The sequence below is a fragment of the Burkholderia sp. AU16482 genome (assembly GCF_002223285.1).
GTDB lineage: Bacteria > Pseudomonadota > Gammaproteobacteria > Burkholderiales > Burkholderiaceae > Burkholderia > Burkholderia semiarida.
Window position 1 is genome coordinate 206832 of record NZ_NKEY01000009.1, and the last position, 19900, is coordinate 226731.

General features: G+C 66.6%; 22 protein-coding genes. 14 read left to right on the top strand and 8 right to left on the bottom strand.

Annotated elements, in window-relative coordinates; genetic code table 11:
- The first annotated feature begins 216 nt into the window (after positions 1-216).
- The 3 genes from CFB35_RS31405 (at position 217) to CFB35_RS31415 (ending at position 3387) form a co-directional block, all read left to right on the top strand.
- Positions 217-1137: a hypothetical protein gene (locus CFB35_RS31405; protein WP_060009258.1), complete on the top strand. Its 921-nt coding sequence runs from the start codon at positions 217-219 to the stop codon at positions 1135-1137.
- 75 nt (positions 1138-1212) lie between these two features.
- Complete coding sequence (locus CFB35_RS34790; RefSeq protein WP_143328777.1) at positions 1213-1650, top strand: hypothetical protein; 438 nt, start codon at positions 1213-1215, stop codon at positions 1648-1650.
- A gap of 312 nt (positions 1651-1962) precedes the next feature.
- The gene (locus CFB35_RS31415; protein ID WP_059574922.1) at positions 1963-3387 is read left to right on the top strand and encodes a PLP-dependent aminotransferase family protein; all 1425 of its coding nucleotides are present in this window, start codon (positions 1963-1965) and stop codon (positions 3385-3387) included.
- Between the two features lie 141 nt (positions 3388-3528).
- Here the strand turns inward: CFB35_RS31415 and moaD are convergent, their stop codons facing one another.
- From moaD to fdhD, 5 genes are all read right to left on the bottom strand, one after another.
- Positions 3529-3786 (bottom strand): molybdopterin converting factor subunit 1, encoded by a 258-nt coding sequence (gene moaD / locus CFB35_RS31420; RefSeq protein WP_059574924.1) that lies wholly within the window; start codon positions 3784-3786, stop codon positions 3529-3531.
- Between the two features lie 51 nt (positions 3787-3837).
- On the bottom strand, positions 3838-4410 hold the full coding sequence (locus tag CFB35_RS31425; protein ID WP_059574926.1) for a molybdenum cofactor biosynthesis protein MoaE: 573 nt from the start codon (positions 4408-4410) through the stop codon (positions 3838-3840).
- A gap of 47 nt (positions 4411-4457) precedes the next feature.
- On the bottom strand, positions 4458-5582 hold the full coding sequence (gene moaA / locus CFB35_RS31430) for a GTP 3',8-cyclase MoaA (RefSeq protein ID WP_059574928.1): 1125 nt from the start codon (positions 5580-5582) through the stop codon (positions 4458-4460).
- Positions 5583-5799: 217 nt separating this feature from the next.
- On the bottom strand, positions 5800-7014 hold the full coding sequence (gene glp, locus CFB35_RS31435) for a gephyrin-like molybdotransferase Glp (RefSeq protein ID WP_059574930.1): 1215 nt from the start codon (positions 7012-7014) through the stop codon (positions 5800-5802).
- On the bottom strand, positions 7011-7883 hold the full coding sequence (gene fdhD, locus CFB35_RS31440) for a formate dehydrogenase accessory sulfurtransferase FdhD (protein ID WP_059574932.1): 873 nt from the start codon (positions 7881-7883) through the stop codon (positions 7011-7013). The genes glp and fdhD overlap by 4 nt, the downstream gene beginning before the upstream one ends.
- A gap of 424 nt (positions 7884-8307) precedes the next feature.
- Between fdhD and CFB35_RS31445 the strand changes: the two genes are divergently transcribed.
- From CFB35_RS31445 to CFB35_RS31460, 4 genes are all read left to right on the top strand, one after another.
- The gene (locus CFB35_RS31445; RefSeq protein WP_059574934.1) at positions 8308-9708 is read left to right on the top strand and encodes a cytochrome ubiquinol oxidase subunit I; all 1401 of its coding nucleotides are present in this window, start codon (positions 8308-8310) and stop codon (positions 9706-9708) included.
- Between the two features lie 2 nt (positions 9709-9710).
- Positions 9711-10718 (top strand): cytochrome d ubiquinol oxidase subunit II, encoded by a 1008-nt coding sequence (gene cydB, locus CFB35_RS31450; RefSeq protein WP_059574936.1) that lies wholly within the window; start codon positions 9711-9713, stop codon positions 10716-10718.
- Between the two features lie 165 nt (positions 10719-10883).
- Positions 10884-11804 carry a bestrophin family protein gene (locus tag CFB35_RS31455; RefSeq protein ID WP_089466102.1) on the top strand — a complete coding sequence of 307 codons (921 nt, stop codon included), beginning with the start codon at positions 10884-10886 and terminating at the stop codon, positions 11802-11804.
- A gap of 93 nt (positions 11805-11897) precedes the next feature.
- Positions 11898-12311 (top strand): VOC family protein, encoded by a 414-nt coding sequence (locus tag CFB35_RS31460; RefSeq protein ID WP_089466103.1) that lies wholly within the window; start codon positions 11898-11900, stop codon positions 12309-12311.
- A gap of 110 nt (positions 12312-12421) precedes the next feature.
- Here the strand turns inward: CFB35_RS31460 and trpS are convergent, their stop codons facing one another.
- Positions 12422-13435, bottom strand: a complete 1014-nt coding sequence (gene trpS / locus CFB35_RS31465; RefSeq protein ID WP_059575188.1) for a tryptophan--tRNA ligase — start codon at positions 13433-13435, stop codon at positions 12422-12424.
- A gap of 209 nt (positions 13436-13644) precedes the next feature.
- Positions 13645-13800 carry a hypothetical protein gene (locus tag CFB35_RS35175; RefSeq protein ID WP_179231821.1) on the bottom strand — a complete coding sequence of 52 codons (156 nt, stop codon included), beginning with the start codon at positions 13798-13800 and terminating at the stop codon, positions 13645-13647.
- Positions 13801-14220: 420 nt separating this feature from the next.
- On the opposite strand from CFB35_RS35175, the gene CFB35_RS31470 reads away from it, so the two are divergent.
- The 5 genes from CFB35_RS31470 (at position 14221) to CFB35_RS31490 (ending at position 17742) form a co-directional block, all read left to right on the top strand.
- Entirely contained in the window at positions 14221-15387 is a 1167-nt protein-coding gene (locus CFB35_RS31470) for a DUF6396 domain-containing protein (protein ID WP_226093980.1), read from the top strand.
- Between the two features lie 224 nt (positions 15388-15611).
- Positions 15612-16262 carry a hypothetical protein gene (locus CFB35_RS31475; protein WP_089466104.1) on the top strand — a complete coding sequence of 217 codons (651 nt, stop codon included), beginning with the start codon at positions 15612-15614 and terminating at the stop codon, positions 16260-16262.
- Positions 16263-16342: 80 nt separating this feature from the next.
- Complete coding sequence (locus tag CFB35_RS31480) at positions 16343-16675, top strand: RebB family R body protein (protein WP_059574945.1); 333 nt, start codon at positions 16343-16345, stop codon at positions 16673-16675.
- 190 nt (positions 16676-16865) lie between these two features.
- Positions 16866-17222, top strand: coding sequence for a RebB family R body protein (locus tag CFB35_RS31485; RefSeq protein WP_059574947.1), 357 nt, complete (start codon positions 16866-16868; stop codon positions 17220-17222).
- Between the two features lie 220 nt (positions 17223-17442).
- Positions 17443-17742 (top strand): RebB family R body protein, encoded by a 300-nt coding sequence (locus CFB35_RS31490; protein WP_226093981.1) that lies wholly within the window; start codon positions 17443-17445, stop codon positions 17740-17742.
- Between the two features lie 78 nt (positions 17743-17820).
- Here CFB35_RS31490 and CFB35_RS31495 read toward each other — a convergent pair whose 3' ends face one another.
- Positions 17821-18660 (bottom strand): Crp/Fnr family transcriptional regulator, encoded by an 840-nt coding sequence (locus CFB35_RS31495; RefSeq protein WP_256940251.1) that lies wholly within the window; start codon positions 18658-18660, stop codon positions 17821-17823.
- Positions 18661-18904: 244 nt separating this feature from the next.
- Between CFB35_RS31495 and CFB35_RS31500 the strand changes: the two genes are divergently transcribed.
- On the top strand, positions 18905-19462 hold the full coding sequence (locus tag CFB35_RS31500; RefSeq protein WP_059574953.1) for an RNA polymerase sigma factor: 558 nt from the start codon (positions 18905-18907) through the stop codon (positions 19460-19462).
- A gap of 114 nt (positions 19463-19576) precedes the next feature.
- Positions 19577-19870: a RebB family R body protein gene (locus tag CFB35_RS31505; RefSeq protein ID WP_059574955.1), complete on the top strand. Its 294-nt coding sequence runs from the start codon at positions 19577-19579 to the stop codon at positions 19868-19870.
- Positions 19871-19900 lie beyond the last annotated feature (30 nt).

Below are 19900 nucleotides of genomic sequence, written 5' to 3' on the forward strand. Positions count from 1 at the left end.
GATCGCGGCGGCCGGTACGGTATCGGCGCGCAAGCTGTTCGGCGATCGCCGGGACGATCGCGCATGGCTGGCGACGCCGATCCGGATCACCGCCGCGCGCTTGCCGCTGCCGGTGAAGCGCGGCCGATGACGAACGCGCCGCATGCCGCACCGCATAGCAGGCAGGCGTATTCTGTGACACATGCGCGCGACCATCGTGCGCCAGGGAGTACCAACATGGAGACATCCGGAGCTTCGCGCGGCACGCGGCTGGCGCGCCGCGCCTGGCGCGCGCTCGTCGTGACCGTGTGCGTGGGATGGAGCGCGCTGTCGTTCGGCGCGGAGGGCGCGAACGGCGCGGCCGCGCTGCTCGAGCGCTATCGCAGCCTCGGCGCGCAACTGAAGGACAACGCGTTTCACCGGCCGGTGGTGCTCGAATCGTCGGAAGCGTCGTCTTCGCTGAAGGGCGACATCTATGCGGTCGTCGATTATCCGTTCGCGGTGGTGAACGGCCAGCTCAACGATCCCGCGCAAGGCCCCGCGAACTGGTGCGCGGTGCTGATCCTGCACCTGAACACGAAGTACTGTCGTGCGTCGAGCGGCGGCAACGGCCCGGTGCTCGACGTGAACCTCGGCCGCAAGGTCGAGCAAAAGCTGTCGGATACCTATCGCGTGCAGTTCCGCTATCGCGTGGCGGCCGCGACGCCCGACTATTTCCAGGTCGACCTGACCGCCGACAGCGGCCCGATGGGCACGAAGGATTACCGGATTGCGCTCGAAGCCGTGCCGGTCGGCGCGTCGCGCACGTTCCTGCACCTCACGTATTCGTATGGTTTCGGCACGGTCGGCCGGATGGCGATGAAGACCTACCTCGCGACGGTCGGCAGCGACAAGGTCGGGTTCACGCCCGCCAGCGGCGCGTCGGCCGCGCAGCCGCAGTACATCGGCGGCGTGCGCGGGCTGCTGGAGCGCAACACGATGCGCTACTACCTCGCGATCGACACCTACCTCGCGACGCTCGACAAGCCGCTCGACCAGCGCCTCGCGCGCTGGTTCGACGCGACCGAGCAGTATCCGCAGCAACTGCATGAAGTGGAGCGCGGCGCGTATCTGCAGATGAAAGCGCAGGAGGTGCAGCGGCAGCAGACGGCGCGATGACGCCGCCTGCCGCCTGCCGCTCGGCGTCGATCAGTTCGACGCGCCGCCGACCGTGCGAATGCTGCGCCACTGTCCTTGTTCGACACGGAACAGCGTGTACGGCGGCTTGATCAGGTCGCCGCGCTCGTCGAACGAGATCTTGCCGTGCGCAACCGATTCGACGAATACGACGACAGCACCTGCCTGCGCTGTCGCGCCATCACACCCGGTGGTAAATCCTACAAGCGGTTCAGGCGGCGCCAGCGTTGCGTCCCGATATCGCGCTGGCGGACCGGATTCGTCGCGCGGGCACCGGCCGCCGTACGGGGCGCATCGTCGTCGAGCGCGAACGTGGACACGGACACGCTGACGAGCAGGTCGACCGCACGCGCGACTTCCGAAAACACCACCGAATGGCGCCCGCCGATCGGCAACGGCGCCCCGGCGCGCGCCGTGCCGGTGAAGCGTGGGCGGGCATCCCGGGCCGATTCGGCCGCGCGGTGCTGGCCAACCGGCCGTCCGGCCATTTCATAAGACGTACAGTTCCCCCGCGATGCGCGATTCGCGCCGAACTGTACTCTTGTTCGCGCGCTCGATGTGTGTACTCGCCGCCAACTGTTCTTCTCTTAAGATTCCACCATCAAGTGCACAGTGCTGCAGATCCAGCCGTATCGGAACCCTGCCGGCGCATCTTCAAGAGAGAGCCAGTGCGATGGAAAAGGCAAAACCGGAGGGAAAGATCAGGAATCACGGCGGCCCGGTCGGCGGGCGAAACATCTGCAACACGTGCGTATGGGACGCACACGGCGAAGCGGTGCGATGGCGCGTGCCGGCAGGAGACGCACGATGAAACTCTATGAAAAACTCGCGGACGATATCGAGCGCCTGATCCGCCAGGGCGTGTACCGGCACGGCGATCGGATTCCGTCGGTGCGGCAGGCGAGCCAGCAACACCGGATCAGCATCACGACCGTGCTGCACGCGTATCTGCTGCTGGAAAGCCGCGGGCTGCTCGAAAGCCGGCCGCAGTCCGGCTATTTCGTGAACCTGCGGCGCGACGACGGCCATGCGCCGGTGCGCGAGCTGCGGCCGTCGAAGCCGATCGCGATCTCGTCGTCGGTCGACGTGAGCCGGCTCGTGCTGTCGACGCTGCGCTCGATCGGCACGGACGACGCGGTGCCGCTGGGTTCGCCGTATCCGGACCCGAGCTTGTTCCCGTTCGAGAAACTGAACCGCTATGCGTACGCGGCCGGTCGCGACAAGTCGCTGTGGGGCGTGACCGACGGGCTACCGCCGGGCCATCCGCGGCTGATCCGGCAGATCGCACGCCGCTACCTGGAAAACGGGATGTCGGTGGACCCGAACGAGATCATCGTGACGGTCGGCGCGACGGAGGCGATCAACCTGTGCCTGCAGGCGGTGGCGAAGCCGGGCGACACGATCGCGGTGGAATCACCGACGTTCTACGCGATGCTGCACGCGATCGAGCGGATGGGGATGAAGGCGATCGAGGTGGCCACGCATCCGGAATACGGGATCGACATCGCGGCACTGGCCGCGATCGCGAAGTCGCAGCCGATCGCTGCGTGCATGGTGATGCCGAATTTCCAGAATCCGCTGGGCTTCCAGATGCCGGACGAGCGAAAACGCGAACTGGTTGAGTTCGCAACGAAGGCTGGCATGCCGATCATCGAGAACGGCGTGTACAACGAACTGTATTTCGGCGATACGCATCCGAGTTCGCTGAAATCCTACGACCGGACCGGGATCGTGCTGCATTGCTCGTCGTTCTCGAAGAGCCTGACGGCCGCGTACCGGATCGGCTGGGCGCTGCCGGGCCGCTACCGAGATCAGGTCGAGAAGCTGAAATTCCTGAATACGCTGGCGACGCCGTCGTTGCCGCAACTGGCGATCGCGGAGTTTCTCGAACGCGACGGCTACGAGCATCACCTGCGGCGGATCCGGAAGGCGTATGCGCAGCAGGCGAACCTGATGCGCGCGATGGTGTCGCGGTTCTTTCCGGAGGGCACGCGCATTTCGAGCCCGGCGGGCGGGTACGTGCTGTGGGTCGAGCTGCCCGCGCAGGTCGATGCGATGCGACTGTATCAGCTCGCGCTGGAGCAGGGGATCACGATCGGGCCCGGCTACATGTTCTCGATCACGGACAATTACCGGAACTTCATCCGGCTGAACTACAGTAGCCCGTGGTCGCCGGAGATCGAGCAGGCGGTGATCACGGTCGGGAAGCTGGCCACGGCATGCATGCGGTGAATGGACGCGCGCGGTACGCCGCGCTTCGATGACACAGCCGGCCTCGTGCCGGCTTTGTTTTTCCCGGCCGGCGCCGACGACCGCGTTCGCGGTCGTCGCGTCGAAACGACTGCATGCGAGCCCGCGTCCCCGCGCGTCCCGTCATCCCCCCGTCACCGGCGGAAAGAACGCAACCTCGCTATCCTCCCGCACGACGAATTCCCCCGTCACCATTTCGAGGTTCACGGCCGCGCGTACGGGGCGGTCCATCCGCAGTGCTTCGGCGCTGCGCGCGTCACGCGCGGCTAGCGTGCCGCGCAGCGCGTCGACGGTGAGTTCGCGGGCATCGATCTCGACGGTTTCTTCGTCGATTGCCAGTCGTTCGCGAATGCTTGCGAAGTATTTGATCGTCAGTTTCATTGGGATGTCTCGAGCAGGAGCGGCGGAATCGGAAACGCGAAGCGAACGCAATCAGCCCCAGCGTCGCATCGCCTGGTCGTCACGCGCCTTCGCCTCGACCCAGCCGGATTCGCCGTCGTGCCGGATCTCCTTCTTCCAGAACGGCGCATGGGTCTTCAGGAAATCCATCAGGAATTCGCACGCGTCGAACGCGGACGCGCGATGCGCGGCGGCCACCACGACCAGCACGACCGGCTGGCCGAGCGGAATGCGGCCGACGCGGTGCACGATCCTGACCGCTTCGAGCCGCCAGCGCGCGGTCGCTTCCTCGACGATGCTCCACAGCGCCTGTTCGGTCATCGTCGGATAGTGCTCGACTTCCAGTGCGACGACGTCGTCCACATCGCCTTCCTTGCGCACGACCCCGAGAAAATTCACGACCGCACCGACATTCGGATTACGAACGATCGGCGCGAGTTCCGCGCCCGCGTCGATCGGCGCATGCTGCACGCGCACCTCGAAGCCGGCGGCAATCGCGGGCGCCGCTTCGGGGTAGGGTTCGGTCGGGTCGACGGGCGGCGCGGAGCTGCCGGCGCGCAGCGGATCGTCCGGCAGCCCGGCGCGGGATTCGGTGAAAGTGGTCATGACAGGTTCTCCAGTGGGCGGCGCATCCTGTATCGCGCGGCGGCCCGTCAGCCGCCGACGAGCGACATGCGCACGGTCGGATAGGTCTTGCCCGGCGCGCGGGCCGGCCGTAGGGCCCGGCGCTCGGAATAGCGGTCGTCGCGTCGCGTCCAGCGTTCGCGCACGGCGGCGGCGAGGTCGGCGGTCGACGTCGCTTCGTCGAGCCACGGCCGCAGGTCGGTGCCCTGCGTCGCGAACAGGCACGTATAGAGCTGGCCGTCAGCCGACACGCGGGCGCGCGAACAGGTGCCGCAAAACGGATGCGACACGCTCGCGATGAAGCCGACTTCGCCGGCGCCGTCGATGTGCGCGCAACGGATCGCGGTGGCGTCGTGCCCCGGTTCGCCGACGAGCACGAGTGGATAGTGCTCGTCGATCAGCTCGCGCATCCGCGCGGCCGGCACCACCTTGTCGCCGGACCAGAAGCTGGCGCCGCCGACGTCCATGTATTCGATGAAACGCACGGCCACGCCCGTATGCCGGAAGTGCCGCACGAGCGGCACGATCTGGTCGTCGTTCACGCCGCGCTCGATCACCGCGTTGACCTTGACCGGCGCGAGCCCGGCCGCCTGCGCGGCCTCGATGCCGGCCAGCACGCGCGCGACGGGCACGTCGGCGTCGCTCATCCTGCGAAACACCGTGTCGTCGAGCGCATCGAGGCTCACGGTCACGCGCGTCAGTCCCGCGTCGCGCAACGTGCGTGCCTTCGCGGCGAGCAGCGAGCCGTTGGTCGTCAGTGCGATTTCGACGGGCTTGCCGTCGACGGTCGTCAGCGCGGCAAGCCGTTCGATCAGCGCTTCGAGGTGGCGGCGCAGCAGCGGCTCGCCGCCCGTGATGCGGATCTTCTCGACGCCGAGCGACGTGAAGGCGCGCGCGATCTTTTCCAGTTGCGCGAACGACAATCGCTCGGACGACGGCATGAACGCGTAGTCGGCGCCGAAGCTCTCGCGCGGCATGCAGTAGCCGCAGCGGAAATTGCACTGGTCGATGACGGACAGGCGCATGTCGCGCAGCGGGCGGCCGAGCGTGTCGAACGGGCGGGGAGAAGCGCCGGGTGACGCGCCGCCGGATAAAGCGGCGGCGGCCGGCGCGGCGGAAACGATGGCATTCACGATCGGGTCGTCGGCCTGCATGAAGTAAGCGGAGGGGCGTCGCCGCCCGGCCGTGCGGGTGCCGACGTGTCGGCGCACAGGTCGTGACGAGCCTCATCGTGAGCATAGTCCGCCGGGTTTCGTCGGCAGAGACACAATCGCGCCCGAATGGCAGGAATACAGTTCGCCGCGCGGGAGGTTCGGCACGCACGGCGAATCGGCCGAAGGCGCCGCATGGGGCGGGTATTCGGCGTCGTGCTCATGCGAGCCAGCGCGCGAATTCGTAATACGGTACCGCGTCGCCGCGCGCGATGCTGCTCCCGGCCGGCAGCCGCGCGAGCCCGCTGGCCTGCACCAGCGACTGCAGCGTGCCGGCGCCTTGCTGGCGCAACGTGTCGAGCACCGGCGCGCCGTCGGCGCCCACCGTACAGCACACGCGCACGAACCGATCGCGCTGCGCATCCGGCTCGAAGCCGGTGTCGATCGGCAGCGACGGCACGGCCGGCAGGCACGTGTCGCGCCCTTGCAGGCGGCGGATCAGCGGCGCGACGAACAGCGCGAACGCCGTCATCGCGGCGCCCGGATTGCCGGGCAGCAGCACCACGGGCCGCGCATCGAGGCGTGCGAGCGCGACCGGCTTGCCGGGTTTCATGCGCACGCCGGCGACGAGGAGCGACGCGCCGAGTGCGGCCAGCGCGGGGCGCAGCAGGTCCTTGTCGCCGACCGACGCGCCGCCGACGCAGATCACGAGGTCGCACTGCGCGTGCAGGTCGCGCAGCGCCCGATCGACGGCGGCCGCCGTATCGGCCGCGTGCACGCTCATCGCGACGTCGGCGCCGGTGCCCGCCACCAGCGCGCCGAGCATCGGCGCGTTGCTGTTGTAGATTTGCTGCGGCGCGCGCGGCTGGCCGCACGCGATCAACTCGTCGCCGGTCGTCAGGATACCGACGCGCAGCGCCGCACGCACGTCGATGCGCGCGAACCCTTGCGCGGCGGCGACGCCAACGTGCATCGCGCCCATCCGCACGCCGGCCGGCACGAGCCGATCGCCGGCGCGCACTTCCTCGCCGCGGCGGCGGATGTGCGACCCGCTGCGTTGGGGCGCGTCGAACGTGACGTCGCCCGCTTGTTCGCGCGCATGCTCCTGCATCACGACGGTGTCGGCGCCGGGCGGAATCAGGCTGCCGGTGAAGAGGCGTGCGGCCGTGCGCGGTGCGAGCGGCGCGGGCGTGTCGCCGGCATAGCAGCACTGTGCGACGCGCAGCGGCTCGCCGTGCGCGAGGTCGACGTGCCGCACGGCATAGCCGTCCATCGCGCTCTGGTCGGCCGGCGGCTGGTCGAGCACCGCGGTCAGCGGCGCGGCCAGCACGTGGCCGGCTGCCTGCGCGATCGGCACGGACCGGGTGCTGTCGAGCGGCGCGAACGCGCCGGCGAATTGCTGCTGCGCGGTATCGAAATCGAGCAGGTGTTTCATGACGAATGGGCCGGGTGCGCCGGTGCGGGCGCCGTTGAGTGGAAGGGCGCGACAGCGGGCGACACGTATTCGACGAAGCCGTCGTTGCGGCAAAAGCCGAGCAGCCGCACGCCGGCTTCGCGGGCGACGTCGATCGCGAGCGACGTCGGCGCCGAGATCGTCGCGACCATCGGGATGCCGACCCGCGCGGCCTTGCGCACCAGTTCGTAGCTTGCGCGGCTTGACAGGAACACGAAGCCCGCGCTCCAGTCGGCGCGGCGGCGCGCGAGCTGCCCGATCAGCTTGTCGAGCGCGTTGTGGCGACCGACGTCCTCGAACACGTCGAGCACGGCGCCGTCGCGGTCGCACCACGCGGCCGCGTGGATGCCGCCCGTCTCGCGCATCAGCGTCTGCCGGGCCGGCAATGCACGAGCGGCGCGTGCGATCGCGTCGGCGCCGATGCCCGCGGCCGCGCCGGCGGCGGCGATGCGCGGCGGCTGCAGGTCGAGTTGCGCGATGCTTTCGATGCCGCACACGCCGCAGCCCGTGCGGCCGGCCAGCGCGCGGCGGTGCGCCTTCAGCGCCATGAACGCCTGCTGCGACACGGTCAGCCGCACTTCGGCGCCACCGGGCCGGCATTCGCTCTCGATATCGAAGACGTCCGACGCGCGCTCGACGATGCCTTCGCTCAGTGCGAAGCCGAGGCCGAACGCGTCGAGGTCGATCGGCGTCGCCATCATGACCGTGTGCGAGATGCCGTTGAACACGAGTGCAACCGGCGTCTCGTCGACGACGCGATCGACGGTGTCGCGCGCGTCGCCGGCACGATGGCGCGTCACCCGACACGCGGTACTGCCGGTCGGATCGTCGCGGCGGATGCAGGACTCCATGCAGGTTTCTCCAGGCGGGGCGGCCGGCGGGCCGGCCGGGCTCGGCGCATGCGCCGAACGACGGGAATCGATGCCGCCGGGCGGGGCGCCGAAGGGCGCGCGACCGCCGCGGGCTGGCGTTGCATCACATGTTAAGTGGAGCGAACAGCGCACCGCAGGTACAGCGCCGCAACGGGGAAAGCAGTACAGCTGAGCGTCCCGCCGGCACGGAAAGTGTTTTCCGTGCACACATCTTTGGCGGAGCGGGCATCACAGTTTCAGCGCACGTCCGAATGATTGCGAGTATCGTTGCAAACGCGATATCGTCATTCACGCTTCGATGCCGTGCGAGCGACCGGTTGCGTTCGCATGTGTCGCCGCCAAGCCGTCGCGCGATTTCCTGCTTCGAGCGTACGTCCTCACAAACCACGAGCAAATTACGGTCATGGAAATCTTCGATGCGTTCCATCTCGCCCGATTGCAATTCGCATTCACGGTGTCGTTCCACATCGTGTTCCCCGCGATCAGCATCGGCATGGCGAGCTTTCTGGCAGTGCTGGAATGGCGCTATCTCGTCACCGGCGACGCCGCCTACAAATCCATGTTTCAGTTCTGGTCGAAGATCTTCGCGATCGGCTTCGGGATGGGCGTGGTCTCCGGCGTCGTGATGGCGTACGAGTTCGGCACCAACTGGTCCGGGTTCTCGCGCGTCGCGGGCAACATCACGGGGCCGCTGCTCACGTACGAAGTGCTGACGGCGTTCTTCCTCGAAGCCGGCTTCCTCGGCGTGATGCTGTTCGGCTGGCAGCGCGTCAGCCCGCGCGCGCACTTCTTCGCGACGCTGATGGTCGCGGTCGGCACGCTGATCTCGACGTTCTGGATTCTCGCGTCGAACAGCTTCATGCAGACGCCGCAAGGCTACAAGATCGAAAACGGCCTCGTCGTGCCGGTCGACTGGTTCAAGGTGATCTTCAACCCGTCGTTTCCGTACCGGCTCGCGCACATGACGATCGCGGCGTTCATCGTCGCGGGCTTCATCGTCGCCGCGTGCGGCGCGTGGCACCTGCTGAAGGGCCGCCGCGACGAGCCGGTGAAGCGCAGCTTCTCGATGGCGCTGTGGATGCTGCTGGTGCTCGCGCCGATCCAGATCTTCGTCGGCGACGCGCACGGGCTGAACACGCGCGAATACCAGCCGGCGAAGATCGCGGCGATCGAGGGGCTGTGGGAAACCGAGAAGGGCGGCACCGCGCTGAACCTCGTCGGGCTGCCCGACATGCAGGCCGAAACCACGCGCTATGCGATCCAGGTGCCGCACCTCGGCAGCCTGATCCTCACGCACAGCTGGGACGGCGAGATCCGCGGGCTGAAGGAATTCGCGCCGCAGGATCGCCCGTATTCTCCGATCATCTTCTGGACGTTCCGGATCATGGCCGGCCTGGGGATGCTGATGCTGCTGACCGCGCTGCTCGGGCTGCTGCTGAGAAAGGGCGGGCGCCTGTACGAGACGCGCTGGTTCCAGTGGCTCGTCGTGTGCATGGGGCCGTCGGGCATCGTCGCGCTGCTGGCCGGCTGGATCACGACCGAGGTCGGGCGCCAGCCGTGGACCGTGTACGGCGTGCTGCGCACCATCGATTCGGTCGCGCCGCTCACCGCGCAGCAGGTCGGCGTATCGCTGCTGATTTTCGTGGTCGTGTACTTCCTGGTATTCGGAACGGGTATCTACTACATGATGAAACTGATGAAGCGCGGGCCGGCCGCCCAGGCCGGGTACATCGAGCTGCACCGGCATCCGGGGCTGCGCAAGAGCGCGCTGTCCACGCCGCTGAACGTCACCGAGGCGGAGTAACCATGCACATCGATCTTCCTGTCGTCTGGGCCGCGATCATCGGCCTCGGCGTGTTCATCTACGTGATGCTGGACGGCTTCGACCTCGGCATCGGGCTGCTGTTTCCGTTTTTCGATGCGAAGGCCGAGCGCCAGGTGATGCTCGACACCGTCGCGCCGGTGTGGGACGGCAACGAGACGTTCCTCGTGCTCGGCGGCGCGGGCCTCTATGGCGCGTTTCCGGTCGTGTATTCGACGCTGCTGCCGGCCAACTACCTGCCGCTGGTGCTGATGCTGGTCGGGCTGATCTTCCGCGGCGCGGCGTTCGAGCTGCGCGCGAAAGCCACCCGCACGCAGCACATGTGGGATCTGGCGTTCATCGGCGGCTCGGCGCTCGCCGCGTTCTGCCAGGGGATCGTGCTCGGTTCGCTGCTGCAGGGCATCAAGATCGAGAACAACCATTTCGTGGGCGGGCCGTTCGACTGGCTGTCGCCGTTCAGCATGCTGTGCGGGATCGGCGTGCTCGTCACCTATGCGACGCTCGGCTGCGGCTGGCTGATCCTGAAGGTCGACGGCGAACTCCAGCGCAAGATGCGGTTGCTGATGAAGCCGCTCACGGGCGTGCTGCTCGCGGTGATGGGCGTCGTGAGCCTGTGGACCGTGATCGGGCTGCCGGCCGTCGCGCACCGCTGGTTCGGCAGCGGCAACCTCGGCTGGTTCCTGCCGGTGCCGGTCCTCGTCGTCGCATGCGTGTGGGGCATCTTCCACGCGGTGAAGCGTGCGCACGAGGCCACGCCGTTCCTGCTGACGCTCGCGCTCGTGTTCCTCGGCTACACGGGGCTCGTGATCAGCATCTGGCCGAACATCGTGCCGCCGTCGCTGACGATCTGGGACGCGTCGTCGAGCCATTCGAGCCAGTTGTTCGCGCTGGTCGGCACCGTCATCGTGCTGCCGATCATCCTCGTGTACAACGCGATGCAGTATCGCGTGTTTCGCGGCAAGGTGCGCGAGGGCGACATCGGCTATCACTGAGCGGCACGCGAGGTGACAGGGCGCGGCGCTCGCGTATCATCACGCGCGGCGCGGTGCCCGGCACGGTGCCCGACAGAAAGCGGCCCGCCACGCGCGGGCCGTTGCGCATCGGGTGCGGGCGCAACGGGCTGCGTTGCGCATTCCTTTGGCAGTCGAGAAAACATCATGATCGTCAGACCGCGACAGAACTGGCTCAGGATGCTGTTCGTATGGAACGGCTCCGTGCTGCAATCGATCATTCCGCAGCTCGTGTTCATGGCGATCGTCAGCACGCTGGCGGTCTTCACGAACGGGCGCATCTTCGGCGAGAAGATTCCGCTCAACACCGCGCCGTTCACGCTGTTCGGGCTCGCGCTCGCGATCTTCCTCGGGTTTCGCAACAACGCGAGCTTCGAGCGCTTCAAGGAAGCGCGGCATCTGTGGGGCAACCTGCTGATCGTCGCACGCGCGGTGACGTCGCAACTGCATCGCTACCTGCCCGACAGCGTGAGCGACGCCGAGCGCAACCGGCTCACCGATCTGCTGATCGCGCTCGCGTATGCGTTGAAGCATCAGTTGCGTCATACCGATCCGACCGCGGATCTGCAGCGCATTCTCGGGGCGGAACGCGCGGCGGCGCTTGGCGGCAAATGCTACAAGCCGGTCGCGATCCTCGACGAACTGCGCGGCGGGATCGTCCGTGCGCTAGGCCGCGCGCCCGGCAGCGACACGGCCTGCTGGATGTTCGAGACGCAACTCGACGAGCTCGGCAAGTCGATCGGTGGTTGCGAGCGCATCCTGTCGACGCCGATCCCGTTTTCGTACAGCGTGCTGCTCCATCGCACCGTGTATGCGTATTGCGTGCTGCTGCCGTTCGGGCTCGTCGATTCGACGGAGTTCTTCACGCCGCTGATCTGCGTGTTCATCTCGTACACGCTGATCGCGCTCGAAGCGATCGCGAACGAAGTGGCCGAACCGTTCGGGCTCGCGCCGAATGCGCTCGCGCTCGATGCGATCACGCGCACGATCGAGCGGTCGGTGCTCGAACTCGGCGATCGGCCGATGCCGGAGGAGTTCGTGCCGGCGTCGACGTATCAGATCACGTAGGCGGCGCGGTCGGTAGTGCAGTCGTCGGTAAGGTTGATCGGCCGGGCCGGGAACGGTTGTGTAGACTCTGGCTCGTTCAATGGAGCCCATACCATGCAACTTCTCGATCACGTGTCGATCAGTGTTCCGGACATCGACCTGGCACGCCCCTTCTACGATGCCGTCATGGCTGCGCTGGGCGCGACCAAGGTCTATGACCGGCCCAACGCGCTCGGCTATGGCGAACGTTGCAGCGCGAATGACCCGGAGTCGACTTTTCTGGCGGTGTATCTGGACCCCGCCGAAATCGGGGCGAGCAAGCGGCACTGGTGTTTCAAGGCTGCTTCCCGCGAGCAGGTGCATGCGTTCTTCGACGCAGGACTCGCGACGGGCGGCCAGTCCGACGGCGCCCCCGGCTTGCGGCCGCAGTACCACGGCGACTACTACGCGGCTTTCCTGGTCGATCCGGCCGGCAACCGGATCGAGGCCGTGTGTCATGCGGCGGGGGCGGGGCGCGAGCGGACGTGACGGAGGTGAGGCCCGGCGGCCGCTAGTTTTCGACTGCGTGGGAGTCCCACGTCCCGAGCGATATCGCTTTACTCGGCATGCCGACGGTCAACGCATGCCGCCGGAACGTATCAGTCGAAATACGTCAACCCCATCGCACCCTTCACCTCCGCGAGCGTCGCGCCTGCCACTTCCCGTGCATGCAGCGTGCCGCGCTTCAGGATCGCCATCACTTCCGCCTTGTCGGCCTCGAATTCGCGGCGGCGCGCGCGGATCGGCTCGATCAGCGCCTGCAGCCGCTCGTTGAGCACGCGCTTGACCACGCTATCGCCGAGGCCGCCGCGGCGATAGTGGGCCTTCAGTTCGTCGACCTTCGCGACGTCGGGCTCGAACGCATCGAGGAACGTGAACACGACGTTACCCTCGACCTGGCCCGGGTCGCTCACGCGCAGGTGGTTGGGGTCCGTGTACATGTCCTTCACGGCTTGCGCGATCTCGTCCGGCGTCGAGCCGAGCGTGATCGCGTTGCCGAGCGACTTGCTCATCTTCGCCTTGCCGTCGATGCCCGGCAGCCGCGTGACCGACGACAGCACGGCCTCGCATTCGACCAGCACCGGCTGCTCGACGGTCGCGTTGAAGCGGCGCACGAGTTCGTTGGTTTGCTCGATCATCGGCAGTTGATCGTCGCCGACCGGCACGTGGGTCGCCTTGAACGCGGTGATGTCGGCCGCCTGGCTCACCGGATAGGTGAGGAAGCCGGCCGGGATGTCGCGCTCGAACCCGCGCAGGCGGATTTCTTCCTTGATGGTCGGATTGCGTTCGAGGCGCGCGACCGTGACGAGATTGAGCAGGTATTGCGACAGCTCGGCGAGTTCGGGCACCTGCGATTGCACGACGATCGTCGAGATCGCCGGATCGATGCCGACGGCGAGGTAGTCGAGCGCGACCTCGATCACGTTCTCGGTGACGCGCTGGCGGCGGCCCATGTTGTCGGTCAGCGCCTGCGTGTCGGCGAGCAGCAGGAATTGCCGCGCTTCGTGCTGCATCTGCACGCGTGCGCGTAGCGAGCCGATGTAGTGGCCGAGATGCAGCGGGCCGGTCGTGCGGTCGCCGGTGAGAATGGTCGGGCGGGCGGGGTGAGTCATGGTCGTCGTTGGCTCCGGGTTGTCGAGGCCGCCAGCCATGATGTCGGCGCAGAAACGCGAATGCCGCCATCGCTGGCGGCATCACGTTTGGGACATGCAAAAGGAAACGGGCCGCCTGGGTCAGGCGCGCCACCAGCAATGCACGATCGGCGAGGCGGGTCGGGTTTCCATCGCGGCAGTATAGCGTAGTGCGTCGGGGGACGTGCGCGTCAGCGGATCACCGACTCCATCGCGAGGTAGGCGGTTTCGGCGGACGGCCACAGCAGATACAGCAGGCCGGCCATCAGCAGCCACGCGCCGGCGCGTACGAGCGCCGTGCGGTCCTTGTCGCGTGGGGAATGGATGGGCTGCTTCGATTTCTTCATGCTTGCAGGCGCGAGGTGCGCCACTCCAACGTTACTGCAACGGGTCGCGCGGGGCGAGGCCGGGGTGTTGCGGGGAAATGGGGCTCAATCTGGCTTCCCGTGCGGCGGGGCACGCGCGGGCATTTAAAGGGGAACGATCATGTGTTCCGCGAACGCATCGTTTCGTGCGAAGCGGTGCGCATGCTACCAGTTCGGGGCGGTACGCACAGTCAGGAATTGTAGGGCAATGGCCCGAATGGATCGCGTCGCGTTCGGTCGGCGAGCCAAGCCGAGGCCGCGGTATTTCTCGGTCGGGTGCGACTGCCGGGGGCCAATGATATCACCCGGAAAAAACCGGATGGACCCGCTGGTCGCGCGCGTGGGCACCATAATGAGCGGGGCGATAATGGGTTCGCTTTTCTTGCGTGGGTATTCGAAATCGTGCGAAATCAATTACGTCCGACTGCTGCCAACCGTATTGGCTTCATGCAATTGGTTTCTGTTTTCCTGTTCTTCGCGTGTACAGCCTGTTCGAGGAACGATGTTCTCCCTCGGAATATGTCGCTGACTGCCTTCAATCCGCATCGCGGGGCATTTGCGTGCAAGCACGAATCTTCCGTCGCGCCGCCTGTCGAGCCAGAGGCCGATCGCTGGAATCAGGAAGCAATGGCGCTGACCAGTTCGCTGTTGTGGCCGAACCAGCGCGATTACAAGGGCGCTGTCGACTTGTGGACGAAGGCGGCCGAGCGCAAGCACTGGAAAGCCATGTTGAATCTGGCGAATGCCTACGCTCAGGGCCAGGGTGTGGAACGTGATGCGGAACATGCCGTTCAGATCACCGAACAGGCGATGAAACTCGGCATTCCGGCAGCCTACGACCTGATGGGCACGTACCACATGAACGGGATGGGCGTTAGGCAGGATGCCAGCCGCGCCTATGCATTCTGGCAACTGGCCGCCGATATGGGCAGCCCGAGTGCGATGGCGTATCTGGGCGGCAAGATGGACGCGCTCTATGACGACCCGAAGGCGGGCTTCTGGGGGAACCGCAAGATCGCACTCCAGATGCTTGAATGTGCGGTTGCGCAGGGCAACGGACTTGCCGCATATGAATTGGGAACGACGATTGCCGGCGATCGAGCCGAGTTGAGCGAGAACAACGAACGCGCACTCCAGACGCTGCATACGGGTGTGAAATTCGGTAATGCCGAGAGTGCGGGGTGGTTGAGTGCGTCGTTTGGCAAGGGGGACGCTCTGGTCGGCCATGTCAAGGATGAAGCCCGCGCCGAGCGCTACAGTGTCCTTGCCGATCGCCTCGAGCGCGACCCCGGCCTGCGTCTGCCGAATCTGGACAAGGTCGTGCCGCTGCCGCCCGCCAAGCTGCCCAGGTGGGACGGAAAGAAGGAGACGTTGATCGACGCGGCGAAGGCGGAGACGGAGACGTCCGCGCCGGTGTCGCCGGTCAAGCCCGCGGCGCATCCCGCGTCGTCGCGTACGGGCCGCGTGCATGTGCCCGATGGCTACATGCCGCCGGAGAAGCCGCAAGCCGCCGATCCTCCCCGAGCGGAAACGACGGCCGCTCCTGTCGGTGGTTACCGGCTCACCTGACACACACCGCCCGCCCCGCCTCCCGACTTCACATCCCCGTCGCACGGTTCGTCCTTGCAACAGTCCTGCCGACATTTCCGGCAAGGCCGTCGCACGTCCCTTTCCCGGAGAACACCATGCGATATCCATTGCAGCACGCCGACCAGGCCGCCGTGACGCGGCGCCCATCCGAACCCGAACCGCACGTACTCGCGCCGCGAGCGACCGGCGAGGAGGGGTAAGCCATGAGCACTGAAGCACTGACCCCGCTGCTGCGGCAGCTTGCGGAGAAGCGACTCGGACGGCCTCTCGAGCCCGAAGAACAGGCGTTGCTCGAGCGGCTGCCGAGCCGGCAGGGGAACCCGCCGCCGCCCGCCGGCGGCCCGGCCGTGCAGGCGGGCGCCGCGAAGCCGCCATTGCCGCAATTCAAAACGCGGCAAGAGGCGCGCGAACAGATCAAGCATTTCCTGCAGCTCAACCAGCAAAAGGCGTACGAGAAGATGCGCGGGATCCTGCAGACGATCGATACGCAGAACGAGACGACCCTCGGCATGCTCGCGTCGGAGCAGCGGAAAGTATCGGGCGTACTCGACGCGCACGAGCCGGCGGCCGACGCGCAGGCGTCCGGCGCGGTCGAGATTCAGGACAGCACCCGCGAGGCGCTGACGATGATCGGGGAACAACTGACGGGGCTGATCCGGCAGGAAATCGAAGCATGCTTCCGGCAATACGGCGATGCGCTCGCGGAACGGCTCGCCGAACGGCTCGCCGGAGGGCTCGCCGTCAGGCTCGACGCGATGGAGGACCGGTTGCGGAGCATCGGCGCCGGCCCGGCCGGCCCGGCCGAACCCACCGCTGCCGTTCACGATACGCCCGGCGCAGCGTCCATGGAGTAGCACGCGGGTCATGCGGCCGAACGCGAAACCGGCCGGCCCCGAAGTGCGACCTCTCAACTACGTGAACCAAGGAGCAACAAATGGCTGATACGTGTCAAGTGTGCCAGGTCAATCCCGCGATTACCGATGCGGTCACACAGGTCAACGTCAAGGTGGTCGCGGAAGCGCCGGCAATGGCGATGGGCTCGCTGTACCAGGCCCAGAGCCATTCGCTCAGCATCCTGTTCGAGAACGCGGTGCAGCAGCAGTCGCAGGCCGCGATCCAGTCGCAAACGTCGACGAACGTGGGGACGATGCAGCTCTACACGATCGGGCCGGAAAGCGCGGGCGCGGCCGCCACCGAAATCGGCGCGAACGGGATCATTTCGATTCTGGCCGACGTGATCGCGATCGGGAAGGCAGTCAAGGGCTGACGCGCCATCGCAACGCCGTGGTCGAGCGGCGGCGCAAGCGGCGTGAGCCGCCCATGCCACCGCCGTGCCGCGAGTCGGCAGCATGGCCGCCGGCGCCTGAACAGCGGTGCCGCGCGATGTTCCGGAGCAATCGACAGAACGGGCAGCACCGATTCGATGCGGCGCCCGTTCGCCAATCAGGAGAAATACGATGGCAAACGACGTAGACGATCCGAAAGACCCCTGCAACTGCACGACGTGCGCGGTCAACGCCGCGATCACCGACGCGGTCACGCAGACCAACGTCAAGGTGGTCGGCGAAGCGCCCGCGATGGCAACGGGCTCGCTGTACCAGGCGCAGAGCCACTCGCTGAGCGTGTTGTTCGAGAACGCGGTGCAGCAGCAGTCGCAGTCCGCGGTGCAACTGCCGACCTCGACGAACGTGGGCACGATGCAGCTGTACACGCTCGGGCCGGCGAGCGCCGGCGCATCCGCGACGGAAATCGGCTCGAACGGCGTGCTTTCCGTGCTGGCCGACGTGCTCGCGCTCGGCAAGGCGCTTGCCTGACGCATCGCTGGCGCGGACGCCGGGCGGCGGCTCCCATCGGGTGCTGCCGCCCGGCGTCGGACGCCGTGTCGACACGCCCGCGCACGCGGGCCCCAGCGGGCGCATCGGCGGCGCCGTGCCGCGCGCGGCAGCGACCGACCCACTCATGCTTTCGCCGTGACAGCGCGTCAGCGGCGAACCAACCAGGAGCAACGACATGCCGGAACAGGTTTCTCCCGCGATGACCGATGCGGTCACGCAAGCCAACGTGAAGGTGGTGGGCGAAGCGCCCGCCGTGGCGTTGGGCACGCTCATGCAGTCGAACAGCCATGCGTCCGCGATCCTGCTTCACAACGCGGTGCAGATGCAGGCGAACCAGGCGATGTCCAACCTTGCCGCCACGACCGTCGGCGTCATGCAGCTCTATGCCGGGTCGCCGGCGGCGGCGGCCGGCGCGGCGCGCTCGGCGAACGACAGCTTCGTATCGCAACTCGCCGCCGTCGCGCAGTTGATGAACGCCCTCGGTCACGGGCGCGGCTGACCTTCACCGCGCGCCGCATGACCCGGCGCGCATCCGCCCGCCCGGCGGCGCTGCCCGACGCACGCGCTTGCCGCGGCATCAATTGGCGTCGACGATGGTCCGGAGCTGCTCCGGTTTCTGAATCGTCACGCCGTGTTCGTGTAGCCGGATCAGGCCGTCGCGCTGCATCTTCCGCAGGCTGCTGTTCAGTCGCGGCCGGCTGACGTTGAGCATCGCGGCGAGGATGCTCTGGTTCTCCGGCAGCGGCACCTCGAGATCGTTCCCTTGCATGCGGTTCAGCAGATGGCGCGCGAGCCGTGCTTCGACCCGGTACAGGCATGCCGACTCGACGAAGTCGCTCAACTGGTGAAGGTGCCGGCACAGCTGCTCATGGATGCGCCCCATGAATTCCGCGTTCGCCAGCAGCGGCGCGAAGTACTGGCGATACAGCAGCGAAATGCGGCAGTCGGCGCTCAACTGGGCGGTGAAACTGCGCCGGTGCGCGCGAATCAACGTGTTTTCGCCGATGAGTTCGCCGGGCATCGAGTGGCCGAGAATGATCTCGCGCCCGCCGGGTTCGTGCAGTGTCTTGTAGACGCGGCCGCTGTGCACGAACGCGACGAAATCCCCCGGATCGCCCTTGAAGAACAACAGGCGATTGCCGTGTTCGGGCCAGGGCGTCACGTGCCGCTCGATGTGGGCGATCAGGCTTTCCGGGAGGCCGGCGAGTATCGGTATATTGCGCGTTTGAGCGTTAGCAAGGGCAGGCATGGTTTCCGCGCGAGGTTGTTTGACGATGCGGCCACCTAGCGAAAAACGCTGCCTTCGGCATTGCGTGAAAAATGAATAATGAAAGTATTGAAATAATCGGCAAGCAGTCCGGACAGGGCGGCGCTCCGGCGGCAAGCGCGCTCGATCGACCGACACGGGAAGCAGCATGCCGACGCAAGGACGCATCGCGGCGGTAGTCGTTCTTGTTCATCGCAATGCCGTTATTCAGTCAGGTCCGGCGGCGCACCTGAAACGACGGATCGGGCTATGCCGGCTAATTAAAATTTCCGTTCATAATAATCAAGATAATTTACTGCGCCCGATTATCGTTATATCGGTGTTACGCGGGTAACAGCGCCATTCCCGGCGTCGAATCGATTCTGTGTTTTCCATAAAAAAAGGAAGACACGGGATGACAACCTCGAACCAGCACGCTGCCTCGGCGCCCGAGTCTCCGGCGCAGCAGCTCGACCGCGCATGGCGGGAAATGCAGGGGAAATTGCGGCGCCGTGCGCGCCTGTTGTGCAAGGGTGATATTCACCGCGCCGACGAACTGCTTTCCGATACCGCGCTCAAGGTCCACATTTACCTGCAGCGCTCGCCCGAGCGCGTGCGGAATCTGACGGGCTTTCTCTTTCTGGCGCTGAATCACGCGTTCCTCGATGGCGCGCGCCGCCGTGTGCGCGAAAGCGGCATGCTCGAATTCGACTCGGGCTGGGACGACGATCACGCCGTCGAGCTCGCCGGCCACGCGCCGTCGGTGGAGCAGCAACTGCTGCTGCGGCAACAGCTGCTGCGTCTCGAACAGGCGCTGTCGATGCTTTCCCCGCAGCAGCAGATGCTGTTCACGCTGAAGTTCGAGGAGGACCGGCCCTATCTGCACATCGCCGCGACGCTCGGGATCAACGAGCCGCTCGCCAGAAAACGCGTCGAGCTGCTGCGCAAGAAGTTGCGCGAGGAACTCGCGTGAGCGCGTTCACGAATGCCGGCACGCAGCGTTCCTAACGGCATGCGCGGCGTCGATGGCCTGCCGGCCCGCCCGTTCCTTCAACCGCATGCCGGAGCCGAGATCCGAGGAGGCCTCGTGGCAGACACAGTCAATGAGCAGATTACCGACGCGGTGACGCAGACCAACGTCAACGTCGTGGCGGGATCGCCGGCCCAGGCGCTGGGCATGCTTTACCAGATGTTCAGCCAGGCCGTCGGCATCTCGGCGCAGAACATGACGCAGCAGCAGGCCGCGCTGAACCAGATTTCGAACGCCGTGGTGTCGAAGGCCGTGGCCATGATCCTGTCCGTCGAAGCGTCGCCGAAGCCGGCCTCGGGCGGCGCGTCGCAGCCGGAGGCGGGCGCGCCGAAGACGGGTTCCACGCATTAGTACGCGATGACTCTCGGGATACCTGAATCA